The organism is Lysinibacillus sp. Ag94, from assembly GCF_023242215.1.
In the GTDB taxonomy this organism is placed as follows: domain Bacteria; phylum Bacillota; class Bacilli; order Bacillales_A; family Planococcaceae; genus Lysinibacillus.
The window spans coordinates 3,096,012-3,121,385 of the sequence record NZ_CP096780.1 but is presented as its reverse complement, the minus strand read 5'-3'; the positions used below and the strand labels follow the sequence as shown (position 1 = coordinate 3,121,385).

24 protein-coding genes and 1 pseudogene are annotated in these 25,374 nt (G+C 36.1%); 14 read left to right on the top strand and 11 right to left on the bottom strand.

Features of this window, described 5'->3' with window-relative positions; genetic code table 11:
* The first annotated feature begins 85 nt into the window (after nt 1–85).
* Together MY533_RS14475 and MY533_RS14470 are read left to right on the top strand one after the other, a co-directional pair.
* Complete coding sequence (locus MY533_RS14475) at nt 86–1,387, top strand: DEAD/DEAH box helicase (protein ID WP_132356787.1); 1,302 nt, start codon at nt 86–88, stop codon at nt 1,385–1,387.
* 12 nt (nt 1,388–1,399) lie between these two features.
* Nucleotides 1,400–2,293, top strand: a complete 894-nt coding sequence (locus MY533_RS14470; RefSeq protein ID WP_132356786.1) for a deoxyribonuclease IV — start codon at nt 1,400–1,402, stop codon at nt 2,291–2,293.
* 268 nt (nt 2,294–2,561) lie between these two features.
* Here the strand turns inward: MY533_RS14470 and MY533_RS14465 are convergent, their stop codons facing one another.
* Nucleotides 2,562–2,798 (bottom strand): Nif11 family protein, encoded by a 237-nt coding sequence (locus tag MY533_RS14465; RefSeq protein ID WP_053484617.1) that lies wholly within the window; start codon nt 2,796–2,798, stop codon nt 2,562–2,564.
* Nucleotides 2,799–3,048: 250 nt separating this feature from the next.
* On the opposite strand from MY533_RS14465, the gene MY533_RS14460 reads away from it, so the two are divergent.
* The 3 genes from MY533_RS14460 to MY533_RS14450 are packed head-to-tail and all read left to right on the top strand — an operon-like array spanning nt 3,049 to nt 5,092.
* Nucleotides 3,049–3,795, top strand: coding sequence for a metal ABC transporter ATP-binding protein (locus tag MY533_RS14460; protein WP_248716524.1), 747 nt, complete (start codon nt 3,049–3,051; stop codon nt 3,793–3,795).
* 14 nt (nt 3,796–3,809) lie between these two features.
* On the top strand, nt 3,810–4,673 hold the full coding sequence (locus tag MY533_RS14455; protein ID WP_132356784.1) for a metal ABC transporter permease: 864 nt from the start codon (nt 3,810–3,812) through the stop codon (nt 4,671–4,673).
* A complete protein-coding gene (locus MY533_RS14450) occupies nt 4,670–5,092 on the top strand; it encodes a Fur family transcriptional regulator (protein ID WP_132356783.1) in 423 nt (140 codons plus the stop codon). The genes MY533_RS14455 and MY533_RS14450 overlap by 4 nt, the downstream gene beginning before the upstream one ends.
* A 371-nt stretch (nt 5,093–5,463) precedes the next feature.
* On the opposite strand, the gene serC is transcribed toward MY533_RS14450, so the two are convergent.
* On the bottom strand, nt 5,464–6,555 hold the full coding sequence (serC, locus tag MY533_RS14445) for a 3-phosphoserine/phosphohydroxythreonine transaminase (RefSeq protein WP_132356782.1): 1,092 nt from the start codon (nt 6,553–6,555) through the stop codon (nt 5,464–5,466).
* Nucleotides 6,556–7,166: 611 nt separating this feature from the next.
* Between serC and MY533_RS14440 the strand changes: the two genes are divergently transcribed.
* A complete protein-coding gene (locus tag MY533_RS14440; RefSeq protein WP_248716523.1) occupies nt 7,167–7,706 on the top strand; it encodes a hydrolase in 540 nt (179 codons plus the stop codon).
* A 34-nt stretch (nt 7,707–7,740) separates the two neighbouring features.
* Here MY533_RS14440 and MY533_RS14435 read toward each other — a convergent pair whose 3' ends face one another.
* Both MY533_RS14435 and MY533_RS14430 read right to left on the bottom strand, forming a co-directional pair.
* The gene (locus tag MY533_RS14435) at nt 7,741–8,244 is read right to left on the bottom strand and encodes a PCYCGC domain-containing protein (RefSeq protein WP_248716522.1); all 504 of its coding nucleotides are present in this window, start codon (nt 8,242–8,244) and stop codon (nt 7,741–7,743) included.
* Between the two features lie 80 nt (nt 8,245–8,324).
* Nucleotides 8,325–10,637: a YhgE/Pip domain-containing protein gene (locus MY533_RS14430; RefSeq protein WP_248716521.1), complete on the bottom strand. Its 2,313-nt coding sequence runs from the start codon at nt 10,635–10,637 to the stop codon at nt 8,325–8,327.
* 192 nt (nt 10,638–10,829) lie between these two features.
* Between MY533_RS14430 and MY533_RS14425 the strand changes: the two genes are divergently transcribed.
* Both MY533_RS14425 and MY533_RS14420 read left to right on the top strand, forming a co-directional pair.
* Nucleotides 10,830–11,309, top strand: coding sequence for a thioredoxin family protein (locus tag MY533_RS14425; protein WP_248716520.1), 480 nt, complete (start codon nt 10,830–10,832; stop codon nt 11,307–11,309).
* A gap of 226 nt (nt 11,310–11,535) precedes the next feature.
* Nucleotides 11,536–12,237, top strand: coding sequence for an O-linked GlcNAc transferase (locus MY533_RS14420; protein ID WP_248716519.1), 702 nt, complete (start codon nt 11,536–11,538; stop codon nt 12,235–12,237).
* A 134-nt stretch (nt 12,238–12,371) separates the two neighbouring features.
* Here the strand turns inward: MY533_RS14420 and MY533_RS14415 are convergent.
* Nucleotides 12,372–13,261: pseudogene (locus MY533_RS14415) on the bottom strand (transposase).
* Nucleotides 13,262–13,798: 537 nt separating this feature from the next.
* Here MY533_RS14415 and MY533_RS14410 point away from each other — a divergent pair.
* The 3 genes from MY533_RS14410 to MY533_RS14400 all read left to right on the top strand — a co-directional run bounded on the left by MY533_RS14410 (nt 13,799) and on the right by MY533_RS14400 (nt 17,605).
* Complete coding sequence (locus tag MY533_RS14410) at nt 13,799–15,979, top strand: bifunctional diguanylate cyclase/phosphodiesterase (RefSeq protein WP_248716518.1); 2,181 nt, start codon at nt 13,799–13,801, stop codon at nt 15,977–15,979.
* Between the two features lie 171 nt (nt 15,980–16,150).
* Entirely contained in the window at nt 16,151–16,708 is a 558-nt protein-coding gene (locus MY533_RS14405; protein WP_248716517.1) for a hypothetical protein, read from the top strand.
* A 243-nt stretch (nt 16,709–16,951) separates the two neighbouring features.
* The gene (locus MY533_RS14400) at nt 16,952–17,605 is read left to right on the top strand and encodes an alpha/beta hydrolase (protein WP_248716516.1); all 654 of its coding nucleotides are present in this window, start codon (nt 16,952–16,954) and stop codon (nt 17,603–17,605) included.
* 65 nt (nt 17,606–17,670) lie between these two features.
* Here MY533_RS14400 and proC read toward each other — a convergent pair whose 3' ends face one another.
* Complete coding sequence (gene proC, locus MY533_RS14395) at nt 17,671–18,471, bottom strand: pyrroline-5-carboxylate reductase (RefSeq protein ID WP_248716515.1); 801 nt, start codon at nt 18,469–18,471, stop codon at nt 17,671–17,673.
* A gap of 504 nt (nt 18,472–18,975) precedes the next feature.
* Between proC and cyoE the strand changes: the two genes are divergently transcribed.
* Complete coding sequence (cyoE, locus tag MY533_RS14390; protein WP_248716514.1) at nt 18,976–19,914, top strand: heme o synthase; 939 nt, start codon at nt 18,976–18,978, stop codon at nt 19,912–19,914.
* A gap of 37 nt (nt 19,915–19,951) precedes the next feature.
* Here cyoE and MY533_RS14385 read toward each other — a convergent pair whose 3' ends face one another.
* On the bottom strand, nt 19,952–20,686 hold the full coding sequence (locus MY533_RS14385) for a metallophosphoesterase (RefSeq protein WP_132356771.1): 735 nt from the start codon (nt 20,684–20,686) through the stop codon (nt 19,952–19,954).
* A gap of 258 nt (nt 20,687–20,944) precedes the next feature.
* Here MY533_RS14385 and MY533_RS14380 point away from each other — a divergent pair, with 258 nt between their 5' ends.
* Complete coding sequence (locus MY533_RS14380) at nt 20,945–21,097, top strand: hypothetical protein (protein ID WP_248716513.1); 153 nt, start codon at nt 20,945–20,947, stop codon at nt 21,095–21,097.
* Here MY533_RS14380 and MY533_RS14375 read toward each other — a convergent pair whose 3' ends face one another.
* The 4 genes from MY533_RS14375 to MY533_RS14360 all read right to left on the bottom strand — a co-directional run bounded on the left by MY533_RS14375 (nt 21,098) and on the right by MY533_RS14360 (nt 24,027).
* Nucleotides 21,098–21,547, bottom strand: coding sequence for a helix-turn-helix transcriptional regulator (locus tag MY533_RS14375; RefSeq protein ID WP_248716512.1), 450 nt, complete (start codon nt 21,545–21,547; stop codon nt 21,098–21,100).
* Nucleotides 21,548–21,710: 163 nt separating this feature from the next.
* Entirely contained in the window at nt 21,711–22,115 is a 405-nt protein-coding gene (locus MY533_RS14370; RefSeq protein ID WP_248716511.1) for a hypothetical protein, read from the bottom strand.
* Nucleotides 22,116–22,273: 158 nt separating this feature from the next.
* Entirely contained in the window at nt 22,274–23,611 is a 1,338-nt protein-coding gene (locus tag MY533_RS14365; RefSeq protein WP_248716510.1) for a hemolysin family protein, read from the bottom strand.
* Between the two features lie 32 nt (nt 23,612–23,643).
* Nucleotides 23,644–24,027, bottom strand: a complete 384-nt coding sequence (locus MY533_RS14360; protein ID WP_256469533.1) for a MerR family transcriptional regulator — start codon at nt 24,025–24,027, stop codon at nt 23,644–23,646.
* Between the two features lie 731 nt (nt 24,028–24,758).
* Between MY533_RS14360 and MY533_RS14355 the strand changes: the two genes are divergently transcribed.
* Entirely contained in the window at nt 24,759–25,337 is a 579-nt protein-coding gene (locus MY533_RS14355) for a YdcF family protein (protein ID WP_248716509.1), read from the top strand.
* Nucleotides 25,338–25,374: the final 37 nt, after the last annotated feature.

The window sequence follows — 25,374 nt, the reverse complement described above, 5'->3', positions numbered from 1 at the left end:
TATGTTCATGCTTAGATAATAGGACGTTAATATACCTAAAAGTTGAATCATGATACAATGGGAAAGATGTTAGGAGGAACGAATTATGTCAAAATATACTGATTATAATTTTCAGCCATTTTTGCAGGACGCAATTGCAAGACTTGGCTTTACAGAACCAACGCCGATTCAAAAGGAAATCATTCCGCTACTATTAAAAGGAAAAAGTGCAATCGGACAAGCACACACAGGGACGGGAAAAACACATAGTTTTTTAATTCCGATTGTACAACGAATTAATGCTGACAAGCAGGAAGTACAAGCTGTTATTACTTCACCTACACGTGAGCTTGCGCAACAGATTTTTGATGCGTTAAATCAATTAATAGAAGGAACAACTATTCAAGCGAAATTATTTATTGGGGGTACGGACAAACAACGCTCCATTGATAAGTTAAAAACACAACCACAAATTGTTGTCGGGACGCCAGGACGTATTCGTGATCTCGTTGCAGCGCAAGCGTTATTTGTGCATACGGCGCCAATTTTAGTTGTTGACGAGGCAGATTTAGCCTTCGATATGGGCTTTGTAGAAGATATCGATGGTTTTGCTTCTCAAATGCCAGAAAAGCTTGAAATGTTTGTGTTCTCAGCAACAATTCCAGAAAAGCTTCAGCCTTTCTTAAAAAAATATATGGAAGCACCAGTTCATATCCAAATGAATGATAAACGCCCTGTCGCAGAAGGAATTGACTTTGTACTTGTACCAGTGCGTTCTAAATCACGTAACAAACGTTTGTTGGAAGTCATTGAAGGAATTAATCCGTTTTTAGCAGTAATTTTCACCAACACACGTAAAACAGCAGAGCACGTTGCTGGCTACTTAAATGAAAATGGGATTCGCTGTGGTCAAATTCATGGTGACTTAAGCCCACGTGATCGTAAGAAGATGATGAAGCAAATTAGAGAATTGGACTATCAATATATCGTTGCAACTGATCTTGCAGCACGTGGTATCGACATTCAAGGAATTTCACATGTCATTAACTACGAAATCCCAGAGGACTTAGAATTCTTTATTCACCGTGTGGGACGTACAGCCCGTGCAGGGAATAAAGGAACTGCTATCACATTGTTTGAGCCATCAGATGAGGATGCAGTAGTACGTGTCGAGAAAATGGGTATTCCATTTGTTCAAAAAGATGTGAAAGATGGCGAATGGACTGAACTGAAAGATCGCCATGCACGTAAAAATCGTGTGAAGCATGAAAATGAAATCGATGCGAAAGCGAAATCATTAGTGCGTAAGCCGAAAAAAGTAAAACCAGGCTATAAACGTAATATGAAATGGGAAATGGAAAAAATTAAAAAGCGTGAACGTCGCTTAAAAGCTCGCGGTAAAAAATAAGGAGGCTTTCAAATGCTACTTGGATCACATGTTTCAATGAGTGGAAAAGAAATGCTACTCGGATCAAGTAAGGAGGCCCTTTCATATGGGGCAAATACCTTTATGATTTATACAGGGGCACCACAAAACACTCGTCGTAAGGCAATTGCTGACCTTAATATTATGAATGGTTTATTACACATGAAAGAGCATGGTATGACGAATATTGTTGTCCATGCTCCATACATTATTAATATTGCGAACACAGAAAAGCCTGAAACTTTCCGTTTAGGTGTAGATTTTTTACAATCTGAAATCGAACGTACAGCGGCGTTGGAAGCAACACAAATTGTGTTGCATCCGGGTGCCCATGTAGGTGCTGGAGCAGACGCAGGAATTGCCAAGATTATTGAAGGTTTAAATGAAGTACTGTCACAGGATTACCCTGTACAAATCGCATTGGAGACAATGGCGGGGAAGGGAACTGAATGTGGCCGTTCCTTTGAAGAACTTGCAAAAATTATAGATGGCGTAACACATAATGAACGTCTTTCAGTTTGCTTTGATACATGCCATACTCATGACGCTGGATATAACATTGTAGAGGATTTTGATGGCGTCTTAAATGAGTTTGATAAACTAATAGGTGTTGATCGTATCAAAGTCCTGCATATCAATGATTCAAAAAATGTCCGTGGTGCAGGAAAAGACCGTCACGAAAATATTGGCTTCGGCCATATTGGCTTTGACGCATTAAAAAATATTGTGCATCATCCACAATTAATGGAGATTCCTAAAATCCTAGAAACTCCATTTGTTGCTTTAAATAGTGATGCCAAATCAAAATCGGCTCCTTATAAGCATGAAATTGAAATGCTTCGTAATGGAGAGTTTAATCCAGCATTAATCGATGCTCTAAGAGGATAGAATAAAAAGCCCGATATCAGCGTATTCTGCTGATTTCGGGCTTTTTTTATCTCCATGGTGATGAGATAAATGCTGATGTAAACCTTTATTCAATGGGTGTCTAAACACATACTGAAATAGAGGAACGCTGTCTAAATTTGCCACGTCCTGTGGCAATTTAACTGTGCGACAGCGGCAATGCCTACTGCGCGAAAGCGAAGCGACAGTGGCAAATGCCTACTGTAGTGAAAGCAATACGACAGCTACAATTACGCCAAGGCGGAAATGATTATTTCGTAAACAATGCAATTAGTTGTCTGGAACGCTTTCTACCTAAAACAGCTTCTACCTCTACAAGAATATCTTTTGGAATACCTAAAAAGAGCCACGTAAATGAGAATTGCTCCAAATAAGGACGGAGTTTTCTTACTTCAGAAGTAGTAATTTCAAATCCTTCAGCACGTGCAATCGCAACAACTTCCTTATCACTACTTTGTGTTAATTGCTGTAAAAATTGAATACTCAAAGCCAATCCTCCTTTGTTTAGTTTCTTGAACAAAATCACTCTTGGGAGTCGTGACAGTTATGAAAACCCTTCACATTAAAAGTGTTAGAATCAATGCCTGTTACAAAATAGCGCGGTTCAAATCGAGTCGGACGGAAATCAACCACCTCGTTATGGTGATGATTTTATTTTCTTTACAAAAACTGTACTTTCATTTATACTTACAACTTGTAAATCGTAATGATTTTGAATTAGAAAGAAGAGAACATACATGAAAAAATCATTAATTGACATTAAAAACGTGTCATTTCAATATGACTATACGCAAGTATTAAAAAATATCTCTTTTCGTGTAGAAGAGGGAGATTTTTTAGCACTTCTTGGTCCGAATGGTTCAGGGAAATCTACATTATTAAAAATTATTTTAGGATTACTTAAACCAATGTCTGGAGAAATAAAGCTATTTGGTGTACCAAGTTCAACTTTTAAGCATCGTGAATGGATAGGGTATGTGTCACAAAAATCGAATGCCTTTAATTCGGGTTTCCCAGCAACTGTCCAAGAAGTAGTGAAAAGTGGATTGTCGAAAAAATTAGGATTATTTAAAAGACCTGGACGAGATGCCAAGGAAAAAGTGTTAGAAGCATTAAAAGCTGTTGGAATGGAAGCATTTATCAATCGTAATATTGGTGAGTTATCTGGTGGGCAACAGCAACGTGTCTTTATTGCAAGAGCATTAGTGAGTGAACCGAGGTTGCTAATTTTAGATGAACCAACTGTCGGCATTGATCATGAGAATGTGCAGTCATTTTATGATATGCTGGCGAAATTGAATCGGGAACAGGGAATTACAATGATTCTTGTTACACACGATGTTGATACAGTGTCGAATCGTATCAGTCATGTGGCATGTTTAAATCAAACTATACATTTCCACGGTTACAAAAATGAATTTGATACAATTTCACATGATGCGCTAGATGCTTGGTATGGCCATTCTGTGAGAAAGATTCACTAGAAGGAGAAGGCATAATGATTGAAGCAATTTTTAACTATGAATTTTTACAAAATGCCTTTTTCTCTGGGCTATTAATTGGCATATTGGCACCGCTATTAGGTGTTTTTATTGTCGTTCGCAGGCTTTCACTTATTGCTGATGCTTTGTCACATGTGACACTGGCGGGAATAGCAGGAAGTTTATATATCAGTCAATCTGTTACAGCATTTGCGATGCTAAATCCGATTTACTTAGGCATACTAGCCTCTGTCAGCGGTTCAATTTTAATTGAGCGTCTTAGACGATTATATAAGCACTATGAAGAGCTTGCTATTCCAATTATTATGTCTGGTGGCATTGGTATTAGTGCTATTTTTATCTCGCTTGCGAGTGGCTTTAGCACGGATTTAATGAGCTATTTATTTGGTTCAGTGTCAGCTGTATCACGTCAGGATTTATGGGTAGTAGTTGGAATTGCTGCCGTTGTCATTATCTTTTTATTTATATTTTTTAAGGAACTTTTTGTTTTATCTTTCGATGAGGAATATGCAAAAGCTAGCGGTCTGCCTGCACGTTGGATTCATCTCTTGTTTATGATCGTTACAGCGCTTGTTATTGCTGCAAGCATGCGCATCGTCGGCATTTTACTTGTATCATCACTTATGACGTTACCAGTGGCTGCTGCAATGCGGCTCGCAAAGGGCTTTAAGCAAACAATTATTTATGCAATTGTCTTTGGCGAAACGGCTGTGTTAATCGGTTTAGTTAGTGCTTTTTATTTAGATTTAGCACCCGGTGGTACAATTGTCGTTACTTCTATCTTAATTTTGTTGCTTGTAATACTAGTGAAGAAAATAGTGTTTAAAATGGCTACAAAACGGGAGGAGGTAGCGCAGTGAATGTTTCAAGAGCGTGGGATATTTTAAAAGAAAACGGCTTTAAAAAAACAGATAAGCGTGAGTTAATATTAGATATGTTTGCAGCAACAGATAAATATTTAACTGCTCGAGATTTATTAGATGTTTTGAAAAAAGATTTTCCAGGTATGAGTTTCGATACGATTTATCGCAACCTTTCAACGTTTGTGAAGTTAGGAATACTGGAGGAAACTGAGCTATCTGGGGAACGAAATTTTCGTATGCATTGTGAATCTGAACATCATCACCATCATTTTATTTGTATGGATTGCGGCAATGTTAAGGAGCTAAATCTCTGCCCTATGGAAATGCTTGGAGAAAAGCTACCAGACTATGAAATTGAAAATCATAAATTTGAAATATATGGTAAATGTCCGGAATGTAAGCATGAAACTTTGTGAATTCTGACCTGACAAAATTTGAAGAGAGGGGTAGTTCCGAATGAGGATTCAGTTGGAACTACCTCTTTTATTGAATTTTTTTGTACAAGAACTTTTCCGACTAGTATTGCGCATCACTTTAATAATCTATGATATTTGAGTGAAAGGAGATTGGTAATATGTCCGTTAGGCATTTAAAAAGATGTATTTCCTTAAATAATAATAAAAAGACGAATGATTACGTTAAGTAAATCATTCGTCGATTTTTTATCTTTATTCAGTAAAAGGGGTCCAATCTTTGAAGATGAATGGCGAATGTGCGGTCCCTTTTTACTAGGATCCAAACACTTACTGAGATAGAGGAACGAACGCCACGTCCTAGGCGAAATTGATTATTTTTGATGTTTTTGTTGGAATTCTACCATAAAGTCACGTAATGCTTCACAAGCCTCTAATGGTACAGCATTGTAAGTAGAAGCACGGCAGCCGCCTACAGAACGGTGTCCATTAAGTCCAACAAATCCAGCTGCTTTTGCTTCAGCAAGGAATTGTTTTTCAAGCTCTTCATCAGCAACACGGAAAGTGATGTTCATTAAAGAACGGCTTTCAGGTGTTGCATGACCTGTATAGAACCCATTGCTATTGTCAATAGCATCATAAATTACTTTTGCTTTTAATTCATTATGCTTGGCAATTTCAGCAACGCCGCCTTTTGATTCTACCCATTTTAATACTTCACCTAACATATAGATACCAAAAGTTGGTGGTGTATTGTATAAAGAGTTGCTGTCAGCATGCGTTGAATATTTAAGCATTGTAGGAATATTTTTATTCGCTTTCTCTAGTAAATCTTTGCGAATAATGACTACTGTTACACCAGATGGACCAAGATTTTTTTGAGCCCCTGCATAAATAAGACCAAATTTACTTACATCTACTGGTTTAGAAAGAATATCACTAGACATATCCGCAATTAATGGTACATTACCTGTTTCAGGGAATTCCTTCCATTGTGTACCGTAAATCGTATTGTTAGAAGTGATATGTAAATAGGCATCATCTTCATTGAATTCGAGGTTTGCTAAAGTTGGGATATTGCGGTATTTATTTTCTTTTGTACTAGCAGCTTCAACAGGTGTACCAAATAATTTAGCCTCTTTGAAAGCTTTTTCAGACCATGATCCTGATAATACGTAGCTTGCTTTTTGATCTGCTTGTAGGAAGTTCATAGGTATCATAGTAAATTGAAGACTAGCTCCACCTTGTAGGAAAAGGACTTCATAGTTCTCTGGGATAGCATAAAGCTTTTTCAATAAAGCAATTGCTTCATTATGTACTTCGTCGAAAATGGCACTACGGTGGCTCATTTCCATAATTGACATGCCTGAGTCACGGAAGTTTACTAATTGTTGTTGGGCTTTTTCTAATACCTCTAGTGGTAGGGCAGAAGGGCCTGCGTTAAAATTGTATGCTCGTTGTGTCAAAGTGGTACACTCCTTGTTTGTTTTATAAGGTCAAACCTTAATCAGTTTAGTCCTTACTAATTGGTTAATGAATCTATCGGGCTTTTACAATCCGTTCATAGTCATCTAGCTAACTTTTTTAATGTAAAGATAATAGAATAGGCGGATTACTGACCGTTAAAAGCACTTTACTGGATTATAACTCAATTTTCAAGAGAAAAAATAAAATTCTCGCTATTCGAGCAGAATAATGACAGGCTCGCAACAAAATGTACACAATTGAGTTAAAATTCACAATAGCGTTTTAGCTTTAAATACGAACAAACTGAAATGTAGTCGTACATATATGAGTTAATATTTCGTGATTTCCATATTGCTAAAACGGTGTGATAATAAAATGTTCGTGTTTGTGTAAATGAAATTTCTTCTGTTAAATAAGCACTCGCTTGCACATTCCACCCCAGAAGGACGCTTTCCGAGCCTAAGTTCTTATAGGGTAAAGATGGATACATTTACAGGCAGAGAGGAACACACTAATTAAGTTAAATGGACGAAATATCGCTAACCGTGAACATAAACCAAGTAACTTTAGGTATAATGAATTGTGAATACTGCTATAAGGGGTGTTTTAAATGTTTACAATAGAAGAAGCGTGTTTAGTTGTCGTCGATGTACAAGGGAAGTTAGCGACAATTGTTGACGAAAGTGAAGCGGTAATTGAAAATGTGGCCAAGCTGGTACAAGCTATGCAAGTATTAGAGGTACCTATTTTATGGCTCGAGCAAAATCCTAGCCGTTTAGGTGGGACAGCGTTAAATATTGCTCAGCATATTCAAGGTCAACAACCTATAGCTAAAATGGCTTTTAGTGCATGCCAGGAACAAGAGTTTGTCGATGCAATGAAGGCAAGTGGTCGTTCTCAATTTATTGTGACAGGTATCGAAACACATATTTGTGTCTATCAGACGGCCATACAGCTAAAAGAACAAGGGTTTGAGGTTGAAGTTGTTGCGGATGCAGTGTCCTCTCGTACTAAGGCCAATAAAGAGATAGGGCTTGAGAAAATGAAGGCACTTGGAATTTTACCAACAAGCGTGGAAATGATTTTATACGAGTTATTACAACGTGCAGATCATCCACATTTTAAAACGGTGCTACAGCTCGTTAAATAACAAAAAACTCATCAAATGATGAGTTTTTTTGTTATTAAGCAGGCATATCAGTCGGTGTTGGTTTTGCATAGCCTTCTTTATATGTGTCATCAATTGTTTGACGAATTTCTTTCAGGCTCATACCATCTTTATGCATTTTTGCAGACTGTACAGCAATCTCTAGGCAAACGAGACAACGGGTACCGTGATCATCCCAAACAATGGTGCCATCCTTACGTTTTTCCTCAATAAAGCAGTTTAAATTGCTTTTATGTCCAGCTGATTCACCACATCCACAATAGCATGGCATCCATTCTAAAATGTCAGTAGACTGACCAGCAACTTGATACACTAAGCGAATATCTTCTGATTTATTGTTTAAAAACGATGGTAAAATATCAGAAGATGCAGTTTCCTCCTGAATATCTCCGGAAGCATGTCTATGTTCTTCATGTGAAACTTCTTTTTGCGCTGCATTTTTTTCAACAACCTGTTTATCTTCACCACAAGCACTCAACACTAATAACGACAAAGTAAAAATAGATAGTAGTTTTTTCAACAAAAGCGCCTCCTACATGTTTACAATACTTCCATTATAACATTGTTCGTTTTAGGATTTACAAGAAGCACTAGTGAAAATTAATGAAAAATATCTAATCCGCGTGTTTTGTTCATTAAAAGTTCCATTTTCTCACTCAGTAATTTTTTCATGAAGAAACCAAATAGTATGAAAATGAGCCAGAAGAAAGATAAAAAGGCAAGATCAATCCAAACCTTTGACCAAATAATACCACCAACTGCCTCTCGCATCATCCCAATTGCATAAGTGAACGGCAGAAATGGATTTATCATTTGGAAAAACTTCGGAAGTAATTCGACAGGATATGTGCCACCGGAACCTGCAATTTGCAATACTAACATGACAATGGCTAACGCTTTTCCAACATTTCCGAATACGGATACTAGCGTATAGACAACTGTAATGAACACTAAGCTAATAAATAGCCCAAATGGAATAAAGAAGTAAGGAGCACTAATTGAACCATCTAAAATAACAATATCGCCAATTGTTATAATGAGCGTTTGAATAAATGAAAAAGTTGCAAATGTTAATAAACGTCCAAAGTATATTTGGCGAATACTATATTGAGTATTGTCGTGAATATCTACAGATAATAGAGAAATTAATAATAAACAACCAACCCAAACGGAAAGCACAGTGTAAAACGGTGTCATAGCTGTTCCATAATTAGCAATTGGAAACATTCTATGTTCCTCAAGTTTAATGGGCTCCTCAAAAAAATCTCGCTCAGCGTTAACGTCGTTTTTCAATAATTGAACGATTTCAGAAATGTCAGCTTCGCTTTCTAATTTTCTCAGCTTGTCTGCAAGAGCTTTAATTTTTGTACTTAATGCAGGAAAATCTGATTGTACTGTACCAATGGTCTTATTAGCTGTGGCTAACATATTTTTAGCATTTGTTAAACGATCTGTTGCTTGAGGTAGTATACTTTTTACTTTTGTTAACATGGTTGAAGCATTCGTTAAAGTATTTTTCGCAGAAGTCAGTGTCGTATGAATTTGTGGCTCTAGATGATCGTTATAATTAGTAAGGAATTGATGAAGATTGTTCGAAGCATTTTGAGCAACACTTTGAACATCAGCAAGATCTTTTTTTATCGTTTCGACATCAATATTATTTAATTGCTGTATTTTAGTTGAGGCGTCCGCTAATAAAGTATTTAGCTGATTTAATGCTGTTAAAGAGCTTAAAGAATAATCAGTAAAACTAGGATTTGCCTGTAAATCTCCACGTATAGCTTCAAGTTGTTCAATAATTTTATTGTTAGTTAGCAAAGTCTTAACATCTTCAGAATTGCTTTGCTGTAGCGCCGTCAGGATGTTTTGCACCTTGTTTTCAAGCTGCTTTCGAGTCGAAGCATCAGCTTGTGTTAATTTTTGAAGTGCTTCAAGTGTTTGGATGCTAGTATTTACTTTCTCACGAGATGCATCTAGTTGGTTTTTTATCGTATCCTTTATTTGTGCAATGGCAGCTGTATCTATATTAGCATTTTGTAGCTTCCCTATAATATCTGTAAATCGTTGAGCAATATTTTGCACAGATTCTAGATCTTTCTTTACGATAGGGGACAGCTGGTTGAATAATGTATCTGCTTCATTAATCAATTTTAAACCTGAGTTGATCGTTGTTAGACCATCATTTGCTAGTTTTTCAACCTCAGGAACTTGCGTAATCGTATGATTCAGTAATGTCTCAGCTTCTTTTCCGCCATTAGCAGTTTTCGCTAAAAACGTTCCGATATCTGGAAGATGATGTTCAATCGTAAAAATGTAATTTTCGAATTTTTTAAAATCTGGAATTTCCTTTTCCATCTCAACACCGACCGTATTAAAAATAGAAAAAAGTGTTCCATTAACGGTTGAGATAAACTCGCTAGATACTTGTTGCGTCAGGCCACTAGCACCTTTACTTGTGATTTTAGGTGCAATTGGATTTATTTTTTCATTTACATAATAATCGATATGCGCTTTAGTAGGCACTTTTGATAGTATGGAGGTAAGTTTTTGAGAAAAATCACTAGGGATAACTATAACCGCAAAATAGTTCCCGTTTTTTAAATAATTAAGTGCCTGTTCATGAGAGGTAAATTCCCAAGTAAAGTTTTGATTGCTACTTAAATTGTTTACTACCTCGTTACCGACATTAATATCTTCTCCTCTAACATTCGCTCCTGTGTCTTCATTGACAATAGCAATCTTCATGTTGGATGTATGAGCATAGGGATCCATAGATGCATAAATATTGAGCCAAGCATAAAGAGAAGGTAAAAAAATGAGCCCACCAATAATGACAGCAACTACCCAATTTGTTAAAATATTATGGATATCACTTTTATAAATTTGAAAAATATTTCGGATAGTGTGTTTCATATTAACCACTCCATATTCGTATTGAGCATTATATATGTATGTTTCCAAATTTGGGCCAAATTATGTTTGAATTATGGAAAAACTTATTTTCAAAGACTTATTAGTTTACTAGGTTTTAAAAACACTTTATAATCAATTGCGAATACACTAAAACTAGGGTTTTTTAGTGTGGAAAGGGAGGAATACATTTTCGTGAAAAAACTACTAATTATTGGCTCAGTAATTGTTTTGTTATTTGCAGTAATTATTGTGCTAACAAATGTATCGAACAAAAGTAAGGTAGCAAGTGGAAATAATCCTTACGGTGACAAAAAACTGAAACAAGAAACAATTGATCAATTAGATGATAAAAATTACCAAAATATTATGTTGCCAGATGAGCTTGAAAAAAAGATAAAAGCGGGTGAAGATGTAAATGCTTATTTCTTCAGTCCAACATGTGTGCACTGTAAAGCTTTTACACCTAAGTTAATGCCGATTGCCAAAGAGCTTGGTGTTGATATTGCTCAATTAAATGTTTGGGAATATCAAGATTTATGGGATAAATATCATATTAATGCGACACCAACTTTTATTCGTTTTGAAGGTGGTAAAGAGGTTCAACGCTTTGAAGGTGCCTTACCAGATGAAGATTTACGTACATTTTTAAATAAAGAAGTATTGAAAAAATAAGTAAAGCTGAGACTGTATCAAAAGTTATTTTTGATCAGTCTCTTTTTTATTCTTTATAGGAAGTGTATTGGCAAAGAAGAAGCGGCAGTTACTGAAGTTTTCCACCTCTATTGTTGGAAGAAGTAAAAGCCTCCAGCCAATTTTGGGGGCAATTATGTCGAGGCATAATTGCTTTTTGTAGTGTATACTAAATATACTGAAGAGTTGTACATTGGAGGAATATTAAATGACAATGGATGATTATTTTTATAATGGTGAACTAATGAAGTGTTATGAGGCGGCTAAGCAAATTACAGATGAAAATGAGAAAGCGTTAGCTGATAAATATATTAAATTATTAGAAGAGTATGATTTTGCTTGCTATCCAAAGCCTGCATTGGATGTTGAAACTCAACATGCTGAACGAGCGGATGAAAGTTATCCTGAATCGGATAGCGTAGTCGAAATTCGTGCGATCAAAGATGAAACAGAGTTTACAAAGCGTATTAAAGAACTTGAGGATGTAGCAACAACAGGTACCCCAATTGAAAAGGCACAATCATATTTTACACAAGGTGAACTGTTTTTGTTTGCACATCATTATAATGAGAGTGTCCATTGTTTTAGACAAGCTGTAAAAGAAAACCCTAACAAGGCGTTATATTGGGGCATCACGGGTCAAACGATGCACCGCTTTGGATGGATGCCATTCGATGCACTTGGTTACTTAGAGCAAGCTATTAACTTAGATTCGAAAAATGCGCGTTGGAAATGGAATAAAGCACTTGTTCTTATTCAATTAGCGAAAGATTTGCAGATGGCACCGTTTATGGCAAATGCTGCAATTACATTAGAAGAGGCCATAGCTGATTGTGGCGAACATCAGCGTTCCTTAAAAGATGCTATCCAAAATACAATCGATAATATGGATAGCTATGTATTTTCCTAGTAGATAGAAGATGTCTCAAAAGCTGGAGGGCACTGAAAAACTTACGTTTTCATAAAAACGAACCTTTCTCAGATAAAAATAAGGCACTTCTTGTTCAAAATTGAACAGGAAGTGCCTTATTTCTGTCTTATTCCTTATTTATTTTCGTTTAATAGCTTTAATATCCGTTTTAAATTGACAGCGAATATCGTTGTAGCACCTTGAATTTCCATGCCAAATAGACCCGCAGTCGATGCCGTATCGTACCCGTGTCCGTTTTTTAACTCACTCTTCGCTACTACTTTGTAGCGATTTGCGGCTAATTGCTTAAATGCTTCCGTATTTTGAAATGCCTCTTGTTCGGCATGTGTATCCGACTTAATTGTGACAGAATATGTTTTACTTTTTGCGCCTTCTTTATAACAGCCATCTCTCATTGGACATACTTTGCATTTTTCAATGTCAAAATAATATGTCTGACTTTGACTCATACTCGTTCCTTTTTTACCCGTGCGTGCTTTTCTTGTCGCGAGATGACTGGTCTTACAAACAAACATTCCAGCGTCTTTATTAAACTCAAACTTGTCTTCTTCTTTTCGTGGTTCTTGTGTAAGAATAGGATTCAACTTTGCCACAAGCGCGATTTTCTCTTCTTTTGTATATTCGATATTGCCTTTTCAGAGTAAGCTGCGTCTCCAATAACCGTATTAATTTTCATACCTGCTTTTGTGCTTTTTTCAATTAACTCTTGAAGATATTTTCCATCGCTTTTTTCACCTGTTGTAATGACAGCTGCTGTAATATTCGTTCATCACTCAACGCGATATGTGTCTTATACCCGAAGAAAGAAGATGTACTTAAACATATGAATTGGAGGAATGGCATTTCGTCCATTGTCTAAACAATATTTTGTTTTTAACTCTTCTAAAATGAATGAAAAATCAACAAGTTCATTGATTTGGCGAAGTATATTATCTTTTGGCACAACAATATCGTAGATCGCCATATATGGACTAAAATGAAGGGTTTCTTGATTTGAAATCATCGGGGGGCACCACCTGCACATTAATTCTTTTATTATAAAGGAAAGCGTGACTAAAATAATAGTGTGATACATTGCGTTGTTTGGAGAAGCATCGCTCGACTCCTGCGGGAAAGCGAGACAGACGAGACCCCGCACGAAGCGAAGCGTAGGAGGAGGCTCGGCGCTCGCCCGCGGAAAGCGAGCGGAATGCTTCGGAAAACAACAGTAGAGTCACAGTGCCAAATGAAAAAAGCGAGGTATTCAACGATTTACTCGTTAAATACCTCGCGATGTGAGAAGATATAGACTTTTTCAGTGCCCTCAAAAGCTGAGGCATCTTTTTTTTGTAACGATAAGCCCAGATTTAATAAATAGTATAGGATGAAGAACCCCCCCTATTGATTAAAGTTTCCCTTAATTTTATTTTTAGTCCTGAATTTTTATTCTTCTTTTTGGTTAAAAAGTCAATACTTCATAATAGTTTTATAGTATAATTATCCTAAATCCATCTATAAAGCAGTAGATGGAGGAAATTATTTAGAGCTTAAGAAGGGAGTTATGATGTGGAAATTTAATGAGGATTTTTCATTTGTGAAGCAGGGTAATCAATTCATCCTATTATCAATGATTTTAATAATCGTAATGGGTTTGGGTAGCGATAAATTTTATGGGATATTTGGAGAGAACAATTATGTAACGATTCATTTAATGATGGAAATGCTCATAACTGTAGTGACAATGTCTATTTCCATTCAGACATGGTTAATTACGCCGTATATTTTATCGAACAGAGTGCTCTATATTGGGGCATTATTTTTAATGATTAGCTTATTAGAAATGGCGCATGCACTTTCCTATAAAGGAATGCCATTTTTTATTACAGAAAGTACGCCGTATGCATCAACATGGTTTTACATGTTTTGTCGATTACTATTATCGATTGGTTTTCTCATTATTTTTTTTATAAAGGAAAAGGAAATAAAATCAAGTTATCGTTGGTTTATTTATAGCTTGCCATTTGCCATAATCATTTGTTGTTTTGGCGTTCTCTATGGTCCAACGCCAATTTTGCCCCCACTTATAATGGAAGGTGAAGGTCCAACTGATTTAAAAAATATTTTACAATATACAGCTGTTGCGCTTCAGTTGGTGATTATGGTTCTATTACTTAAAAATTTTAAGAAAGCACCTAAAATTATATTTTTTTTATTATGTAGTTCCATTTATTTAATTATGAGCGATTTTCTTTATACAATTTATCAAGATGTTTATGATATTAAAAACTTCATTGGACATATTTTTGAGTTAGGTGCTTCTTATCTTTTATTTAGAGCTATTTATTTTTCATCTATCGAAAAACCTTTTCAGCAGTTAGTTGATACACAAGAGCATTTAGAAAAATCTCGCGAAAAGATGCATCATATGGCTTACCATAATGAGATTACGAATTTACCAAATGAACGTTTTTTAATGGAATCATTAAAGAAGGATTTATACATATCTAAATCCCAAAAGGCAATTCTTGCGATTGGTATAGAAAGAATTCCTGCGATTAAAGCGTCTTTAGGTAGTACATATGCAGACCAAATGATATGTCTAATCGCGCAAAGATTGAAAAATGTTTTACCAGAGAAATATTTACTGTGCTTGCTGAGAGAAGATTATTTTGTCGTTTATATTGATGAGGTGAATAATACCCATCAATTGACACAGCTTAGTCAGCAGCTTCAATATGTCATGGAAGAATCATTCCAAATACAACATTTTTCTCTCAATAGTCAATTAAATATTGGTGTTGCTTTATTTCCAACAGATTCTTATAGGGAAGAGGAACTTGTTAGATTTGCACTCTATGCTATGCATGAAGCGCAGAAATCTCCAACTCGTCTACGCTTTTATGAGTCCTCAATATCTAAAGAGACGACGGAGCAACTTTTATTAGAAAATGATTTACATGATGCATTAGCGAATCAAGAGCTTTTTTTAGACTATCAACCACAACTAGATTTACATACGGGCCAAATTAAGTCAGTAGAGGCTTTAGTCAGATGGCAGCATCCAAAGAAGGGGTGGATTTCGCCGGGAGTCTTTATACCAATTGCTGAGGAATCGGGATTAATTATTCCTATCGGACAATGGGTACTAGAAACAGCCTGTCAACAAGTAAAGGAATGGGAGGCAGCGGGATTGCCACCGATTAAAGTAGCGGTCAATCTGTCATTAGGTCAACTTTTTCAACAAAATTTAGTTGAGATAATTCATCATGTTCTTGAGAAAACACAATTAGAGCCGAAATATTTGCAGCTAGAGATAACAGAGAGTATGACCATCAATATAGATCATATGACGACGATTTTACAAAAATTGAGGGCGCTTGGGGTTACGATTGCAGTAGACGATTTTGGGACAGGCTATTCATCATTATCTTATTTAAAGGATTTTCCTATAGATTGTTTAAAAATTGATCGATCTTTCGTTCAGAAAATACATTCGAACTCTACAGATAAAGCATTAGTTGACATGATTCTCTCTATGGCAAAGCATCTACAGTTAAAGGTAGTTGCAGAAGGAATAGAAGAGATTGAACAGCTGACTTATCTATTAGACGGTAAATGTGATACTGTACAGGGCTTCTTATTCAGCAAACCTGTACCTCCACATATATTTCAGGAGAACTATCAAACGCTTCACAAAAATGCAAAGTTTATTTTAAATTCAATTGCTACATCTAAAGTATAAAATGTTCATACAACATCCTTGCTTCATCTTATGGCGAGGATGTTTTTTAGTTCGTTGAAAAAAGTATGAGAGCCTACATGGCAGACCTATACGCTACCCGTTTCTTTCTATTCTACAATCATGGTATGATAGTGAGGAAATGATTTGTAGACATAAAGGACGGGTTTTTTCATGGCACAAGAAGTGGCAAATAAATTTATTGAAAATGTATGTAATCATTTAGTGCGCAATATGAATATTACGAAGGTTGAGGAGCACTTTAAAGAAGTAATAGAGATGCAGCGTAAATCAGCACAGTCTCAAATTGATTTTTGGGATATGTTAATGATGAATATGCTGTATTTTACTGAAAATGAGCAAATTTGGGAAAAGGAATTTTTGAAGATGCTCGAAAAGAAAGAATGGTTAAAGACCACTGTACTTGAAGAAGAACTATTGATGCATCAAATGCGAATTCGTCAGCAAGTTGCAGAACAAATGGATGCCGCTAAAGAATTGTTTCATAAGCAGTATACGACAGACAATGTGACAGAGGAAGATATTGTTTATGATTATGCTTATAGCTCTGCTGGACATTCAATGCGCGTAGATTTATTAACGGTACTTGTCTCAACTCCAGAGCAATCAAAAGTGCTATTTAACGCAGATCCACAAGAAACGATTCGTATAATTAATGGCTATATTGCTTATCACACTGACGGGATTATAAATAAAACAAAATTACTATAATATGACTCATTACAAAAGTTGAAATATTAGTTGTCTTGTATATAAGTCGATCGCAGTACATTGAGCAAACCGATAGAAGAACACGTTCTATTATTACGATTTCGTACATAAAAACATTGTGTTCCAAGTGTCTGCTCGTACGTCCCAAAAACTATTTATGATAACGAAGCAATCCTGTTTTTGTCTAACTATTTTTTGCAGTATAATAAGGTGACACTAAGTTCACCTGAAAGGAATTTTTGCATGAATACACCATTTACATTTAAACATACACAACCAACGAATATGGATCCAAATAGAAAATATCCAGCCATTTTTTTATTGCATGGAATGGGAAGCAATGAAGATGACTTACCACAATTAGTGCAGGACTTTAAAGAGCAATGTCATATCTTTAGTTTACGAGGACCTATTACGCAAAAGCCTGGCTATGCTTTTTTCACAATCCAAGACATCGGTAAACCAGACCGTGAAATTTTCGATAAAGTATTAGTGGCGCTACAACGATTTGTGTTAGAGGCAATTGATGAATATCAAATCGATCCACATAAAGTGTACATGCTTGGATTCAGTCAAGGAGCAGTTTTGGTACAGTCACTTGCTTTTGCAATGGGTAATTTAATTACAGGAATAGTAGCTTTAAGTGGCTACACGCCAAAATTCGTGACAGAGGAATATGCAATTCGCCCAATCAATCACTTACATGCATTTATTTCTCATGGGGATTATGATTATGTCATCCCGTCGCAATGGGGCGCTGAAAGTAAAGAACTATTTGAGCAATTTGGAGCTACTGTGACATTTAAGCAGTATCCAGACGGTCACGGTGTTACACCAGAAAATCTACAGGACCTAACTGCATTTTTAGCACAGGAATTACAAGATAATATTCAATAAAATGAAAAGCCGAGACACGAATGATGTCTCGGTTTCGTTTTATTTTTTAGTAGATCAATCAAGCTTTATTTTGATAAGCTTCGATCTTTATTAGTCACTGCAGCGACTGCATCGTGAATCGTTGTTTCAAAATGATTGCTTTGTAATGAAGATACACCTTGAATAGTTGTTCCTCCCGGTGAGCATACCTGATCTACAAGTGCCCAGGGATGTTCCTGAGATTGTATTATCATTTTGGCACTGCCGAGTACTGCATTTGCTGCAATATCAAGAGCCATGCTTTTGGGCATTCCTTCACGAACAGCGGCACGTGCTAACGCGTCAATATACATATAGGTGAATGCTGGTGATGCACCACCGATCGTTGTAAATATGGAAAATAGGTGTTCAGGCACCTCGATAATTGTACCAACTGTTTCAAACAATGAAATGACAGACTGTAGCTGTATATCTGATACTTGTTCACTTGCTGTAAAGCAGCTTGTAGAGGCACCGATAAGTGCATTAATGTTTGGCATTACACGAATAATGGGGGTAACTTCAGATAGATAACCCTGAAAATATGAAATATTTTTACCTGCAGCAATGGAAACAATGACATGGTTGTCTTGTAAATGCTTTTTCACCTCTGGCAAAACATCTGGTAACATTTGGGGTTTGACACCGAGGATAATGACGTCACTATTCGACATAATATCTTCAATAGAGCTTGCGGCTTGAATACCGTAAGAGGTTGTTAATTTTGTTGTTTTTGCTTTGGTACGATTATAGCCATAAATAAAAGTAGGATTAAAATCTCCGCTTTTACACATTCCTTTAATAATGGCCGTTGTCATATTTCCAAGGCCGATAAATCCGTATTTCACGTGATAGACACTCCTTTATATAGTTAAAAGCATACACCTTAGTATAGAGTAGATTGTTTTACTTGAATAGTAATATGCAAAGAATCAAGCCAATTAGGTTCAAATTCATGTCAGTCGGTGGTATCATAGAAGATGTTGTGAATGAACGTGTACCACTATGTTCTTTAAGTAAAATATAAAGAGTAAGAAAATCATGTACTTTATGTGAACATTGAGACAGACTCTATCTAAAAGAGGTAGAATAATAATTTGATATGTCTAACTTATTTCAGCGAAATCGGCAGTTACAATTGTTTTTTGTAGCATCCTATAGATGGTGATAAATGCAGGTGTAAGTGCCAAAATCCGCTGAAGATGTCAAGGAATCGGTAAGGCGTTTTTAGTGTAAGCACAAAAGCAGATTCCGGACGCAATTATGCCGACCCATAATTAATCGCATGCAAAATTTGTCGCTTTCTAATGGTAAAGCGTGTAGAAATTAAGAGAGAAAAGGAATTAAGATGAATGGAACAAAATCTAAAAACGGAGCATAAACTACAATCTTCCAAGAAGTCCTCGCGCTCGTCTATTTTAGCGCAGACAGTAAAAACAGGGATCATTAAATCCAATTTAATTCCTATGTGGGCTGGTTTAACGCTAGGTATGTACAAAAATAAAATGACTTTTGTAGAAAATATACCTGAAATTATTTTCGCAACGATTGGCTCAGCGCTCGTTATTGGTGCTGCTGGAACATTTAATAATGTGTATGACCGAGACATTGATGCGATAATGCCTCGTACGCAAAGTCGACCAACTGTAACTGGTGAAATGTCAGCTAAAACAGCGTTAACTTTAGCTTTTGCTATGCTTATTCTCGGGGCAGCTGTGTTGGCACTTGCTTCACCATTAGCTGCAGGATTTGGTCTCTTAGGGGTATTTTTATATGTAGTACCTTATACAATGTGGACAAAACGTCGCACGATTTATAATACGGAAATAGGGAGTATAGGCGGGGCAGTCCCAGCTTTAATTGGTTGGGCAGCTGTTTCTTCTGATATTACACATCCTGCGATACTTGGCCTATTTTTAGTTATGGTTATTTGGCAGATGCCTCATTTCTATGCCATTGCCATTCGTAAGCATGCTGATTACGAAGCAGCCGGTGTTCCAATGCTTCCGGTTGTGAAAGGAATGCGTCGTACTTATTATCAATCGAACTTTTATTTAATCTTATTGATATTATCAAGTTTTTTATTTGGCACTTTAAGTGTTGGTATTATGCTTGTTGCTCTATTGCTAAGCATTGCATGGCTTGTGATGAGTATTTACGGCTATCATAGTAATAAAGATCAAATAAAGTGGGCGACAAAAATGTTTGTTTTCTCACTTATCCATATGACAATTTTATTTACAACAGTGATTGTGTACTCTTTAGTAGGTGTTATTTTTAAATTGTATTAAAACTTTTGTCTTTATTTTAGCACGAAAAGCCAACAGGTTATTCTACACTTGTTGGCTTTTCCTTTTCCACCGATATGATTTGATGACTTGGCCATTCTAATGCGTGTAATTGCCCTCCAAAAACAGCTCCACCATCTATACCGATGATATTATTTTCGCCAAAATAGACACTGTAATCTGTTGGATTATGGTGAAGTCTATAGGTAGGTGTATGGCCAAAGATTACAGTTTTTTCGCCTTGATAACCTACATGAAACTCTTCACGAATCCATAAAAATTGCCAGGGATCTGTTTCTGCCAAAGCTAGGCCAGGAACTACACCGCCATGTACAAAAATGGCATCCTCTAATTCGATATAAGTATCAAAGGTTTCGATAAGCTGTAAATGTTCTTCGAGCTTTGGTAAAGATTGAATAAAGCTAGGTAATGTCTCATTTTCAATGACTTCCTTAAAATCTTCTAACTGATAACCATAGCTTGCAAGAGTTGCTTCACCACCGCAAAGTTCCACCCAATGATTCCACGGCTTAGGTTCGCCAGAGCGACAGGCTTTTAGCATAATGGCTTCATGATTTCCTAATAGCACACGTGCACCTTGTGCTTGCAATTCTCCGACTAGGTTTAAAACACCACAAGATGCAGGCCCACGATCAATATAATCACCAAGTAAAAATAACTGATCTTGCACAGTATCATAATTAGCTTTTAATAATAATTCTTCAAAAAGTTCTAATTCCCCATGTATATCACTAATTGCTAGTATTCGATCCATAAAAGAGCATCCTTTCCAGTATTAGAGAAGTTATTATTTAGTATTTAGTATAGAGAATAGTGTTAGAAATTTCGACTAATGAAACTTTTAACCAGAAGTTTAGTTGTCATGTTATTACGCCATACTATCGGTTTCTAGTTATACTTTATCATATGACGAAGTGATTTCATTTCTGTATTCATTCGTCTAGGTCTGGAATAACGAAGGGAGAGAATTTGCTATTATATTATAGTAGAACTAGGAGAGGAGAGAGTGAGAATGCAAGAAAGTAGTACAACAAAACAGGAGATGAATATTGAAGAAAACGGGCGCCATCACTGGCAGTATTGGCAGGATCCTAGTACTTCTGCGCATAACGTAGAGGTATTTGGATGTAATGCTTCTACGTTATGTGCGAATACAGTACAATAATTATTCTCGGAAATTTTCCCATGATTGCCTAGCTATTGACTCGTCGAATGTTGATAGTAGTCGATAGTTGTTTGTATCTAAAATTCGAAAATGCTGACTAATGACATTTTGTTGTAGACGATAACCTTTGTACTCGCTAAGATTTTTCCACCATATGTATCCACCCATCGTCTTTTCCTTAGGATATAATGTTCCGTTATTAGCGATTAAGTCGACAACCTCAAGTGGGTCCCCGCCAAGCTCATGCTGTAAAATGGAGCTTTCTCTGCATAATGCACAAACTGCCACCGTTGTAGTCCAGCCAGTATAAATACGACCTTTTTCAATTTGAACAAGTGTTTTTTTAGAAAGTCCTAGTAAATCACTCATCTGATCCTGTGTTAAATCTTTTTCGGTACGGATTAATTTCAGTTTTTCCGAAATAAGTGTGATTAATTGTTCACGATTCATCCAAACACCCTTTCTTTCAGATCATTAAATACCATTATACATGAAAGTGGTAGGAGATGTTTTTTGTTACGAGGGTGACTATAGTTAAATAATGGGGAAAATGCTGACTATTTGAATCGTAAAAACAGACTATCCGCAATTTATTGGACAGTCTGTTAAATATTTAAATCTCGTATTTTTTCGTGTCAGAAATAACGCGGAAATGGATACCTTTAATTTGAGCGCTTACTTTATGACGTAATGTATCAATATCTACTAGCTTTTCATTTTCATTGACACATTCTGCAATCTCTTGTAATAGCTTCGTAAATGCCTCTTTGAAGAGTAAACGCATATTATCAAAATCTAGGCTACGAAAGTTTCCGTCAATATCAAATGCCTCCACTGAATTTAATTGCTTGGAAGCACCAGCAAAACGATCATCGTATACTGTGTAGTTTTCATCGGTTACTACGATAATATATAATACTTCACCTGTAATTGTTTTTAATTCAATGTTAGTTTTGTGTTTTTTGACGTCAGTAATGATATGAATACCGTCCGAATGATATAGTTTAAACAATTTCATATGTATTGCCCCCTGAAAATAGAATCATATCCATATATTTATTATATATGGATATGCCTAATAATGGAATAAGAAAAAAGTATTTGGAAAAACTAGAATGGTCCCATTTGAATGATCCTATGGAGATAAAATTGTTATAAACTATTAAGAAAACCATATCAGTCAGAATAGGCCTCTAATACAGTAGGCACAATATTGCGAAGGGGACGAACTTCGATGTAATGAATACGATGGCCTTGCTGCTCATAAATACTAAATATATATGGGGCCAACTCAATATTTTTAGTTGCTTTAATGCCATTATTGACTGTTAAAAACCAACCGCCCAATGTTTCGACTTCATCTGCTTCAAGTGTTACATTTAATAGTTTTTCAACATCTTCAATGAGCATTTTTGCGTTTAAAATATAGTGATTATCACTTACTTTTCGGATTTCTGCAATTTCATCATCATCAAACTCATCGCGAATCTCACCTACTATTTCTTCTAAAATATCCTCGACTGTTACAAGCCCTGATGTCCCGCCGTATTCATCCATTAAAATAGCCATATGAATGCGCTCTTTTTGCATACGTACAAGTAATGCTTGAATAGGAATCGTTTCAATGACTCGTATAACAGGATTAATGAAATCTTCAAGAATTAATGAATCATCTGTAAGTTGCTCAAGCAAACTGTGTGTAAACAATTCCTTAACGTTGATAAAGCCTAAAATATTATCACGATCACCATCATAAACAGGATAGCGAGTATATTTTTCAGCGGCGATAAAATGAATCATATTTGTAAAAGATTCATTTTTTTCAATGCCAACAATCTCTGTTCGAGGAACCATAATTTCACGAGCAATACGTTCATCAAATTCAAAGACATTATTCACAAACTTTAGCTCTGTTTTATTGATTTCACCACTTTCAAAGCTTTCAGATAGCAGTAATCGTAATTCTTCCTCTGAATGTGATATCTCATGCTCTGAAGCAGGCTTCATACCAATTAGGCCGATTAATACTCGAGCTGAGCCGTTCAAGAACCAAATAAATGGATACATCACTTTATAGAACAACATAATAGGTTTGGCAAAATGGAGTGTAATCGTTTCAGCCTTTTGAATCGCAGCAGTTTTTGGTGCCAACTCCCCGACGACAACATGTAAAAATGTAGCGATGGCAAAAGCACTACCAATTGTAAAAATCGTCATATACTTATCTGAAATGCCTATCATGTTAAATAGAGGGTGTAGCATAAATTCAAATGTTTTTTCTCCGACCATCCCGATACCAAGCGCTGTTACAGTAATACCAAGCTGACAGGCAGATAAGTACTCGTCTAAATGATTGACAACATACTTTGCAGATACGGCTTTTTTATTGCCCTCCGCAATTAATTGGTCAAGCCTTGATGAACGTACTTTTACAATAGCAAACTCCGTTGCTACGAAAAAGCCAGTTAATGCTAATAAAATTGTAAAAATCGATAAGTTGAGTATGGTCTCCAAATAGTCGTTCTGTATGAACAGAACGTCACCTCCTAATTATGAATAAGTAAAAGTAAAGATTGCATGAGTGCAATACTTTCGGGTGAAACATTTTTTTTAATTTTTTCAATATTTTTGTTGTCTTGTTTGTTTATTTGTTCAAGTAAAGAAGTTACATCCTGCTCTAGGTCTTGCATTTTTACACGTAGCATTTGTACATCAATTTCTTCATGTGGAGCGATGTTTAGTTCATGTTGGATATCAATAAGTGAAAGACCTTGCCGTTTGCGTTGCTCGATATAATGAAGTCTTTCGATCATTGCAGGAGCATAGTAGCGATAATTGGATGCAGAACGTTCGGCTTCTAATAAGCCGATGTTTGTATAATAGTCGATTGTTCTTTTTGTAATGCCTGTTTTTTCTGCAAGCTCGCCAATTTTTAATCTCTCTGTCCCAATGCAAACACCTCCAAACCATCACGTGATACTTTGATTATAACTTGTTGGCTTTAAAAGTTTCAATTAGGAGAGTCCGATATTTCAAAATTGTAAGATTTTTTTCGGTGGAGGGGCTTATTGCTGAAGAACATCGATTCGACGTTTGTACATCTACTGTTGGCTGTTCCCTCGTTACCGAAGTTTCGCTTTCGCTAGAAATTAAAAGTGGTTGGAGTGAGGCTAAGGCGACTCCTTTGTGTTCGTCGGATGCCGGTTAGGTGAAGAAAAATTGGAACATCACATCATTCCGTTCGTCTTACTATAGATTGGATTATTAAGATTAAAAGGAGAGGATAATGTGTTGTATGAATTTAATCGTAGAGTATGAAAAGAAATGTATGCAATAGTATCTATCGCTTACATTGTTATTTTTTGCTCATGTGTCTTTTAAATGATTCGATTCTTTTGCAGCTTCTTATTCTTCTTTTGTCATTGTATCTATAGATAATTTTATTTCCTTCGCCTCTAAATGCCACCGGGCGAGATTATTTTAGGTGCAGGTGTTCTATTTATATTTTGGACATCAACAATACAATTTTTTATGATGAGCGTTAACAGTCGTTTTATATTCAACGATCTTTTAGAAAAAAATAAAAAACAAGCTCATATATTAAAATTTGCTACCGATAATTTACATAATGTCAATCGTTACAGTGAATATGGAGGTTATTATGAAGAAAGTATTCAAGCTCATCACTATATTGCTCGCGGTAGTACTTGTTTTTTTTCTTTGCCTACACTTACTTATCGTGTCTCAAGGCAAAAATACTGCGATAGAAAATGCAGATTACCTCATTATTTTAGGTACACGATTATCGGGGGATCAACCGTCTAGTCTGCTGTACGAGCGCATTACGACCGCAGCTGCATACTTAAAAGAAAACGAAAATACAATGGCAATCGCTTCAGGTGGTCAGGGGCAGGACGAAATTGTGTCTGAAGCTTCTGTCATTAAAGAATCATTAATGCAATTAGGTATTGATGAACAACGAATCATCACTGAATCCAATTCTACTCGTACTCTTGAAAATTTTCAGTATTCAATGGATTACATAGACAAAGATTCCACAGTTGTAGTTGTAACTAACCGATTCCATCTATATCGAGCCGAATCCATTGCTGAAGATTTAGGACTTAACGTTACCGGCTTACCAGCTGCAACACCATCAGAATTTCGTATTAAGTACTACTTTAGAGAATATTTAGCTATCGTGAAGTATTATTTAGAAAAAATACATATCCTCACCTAGCATCACAGAAACAGCCCTAGAACAAGCTGTAACTAGT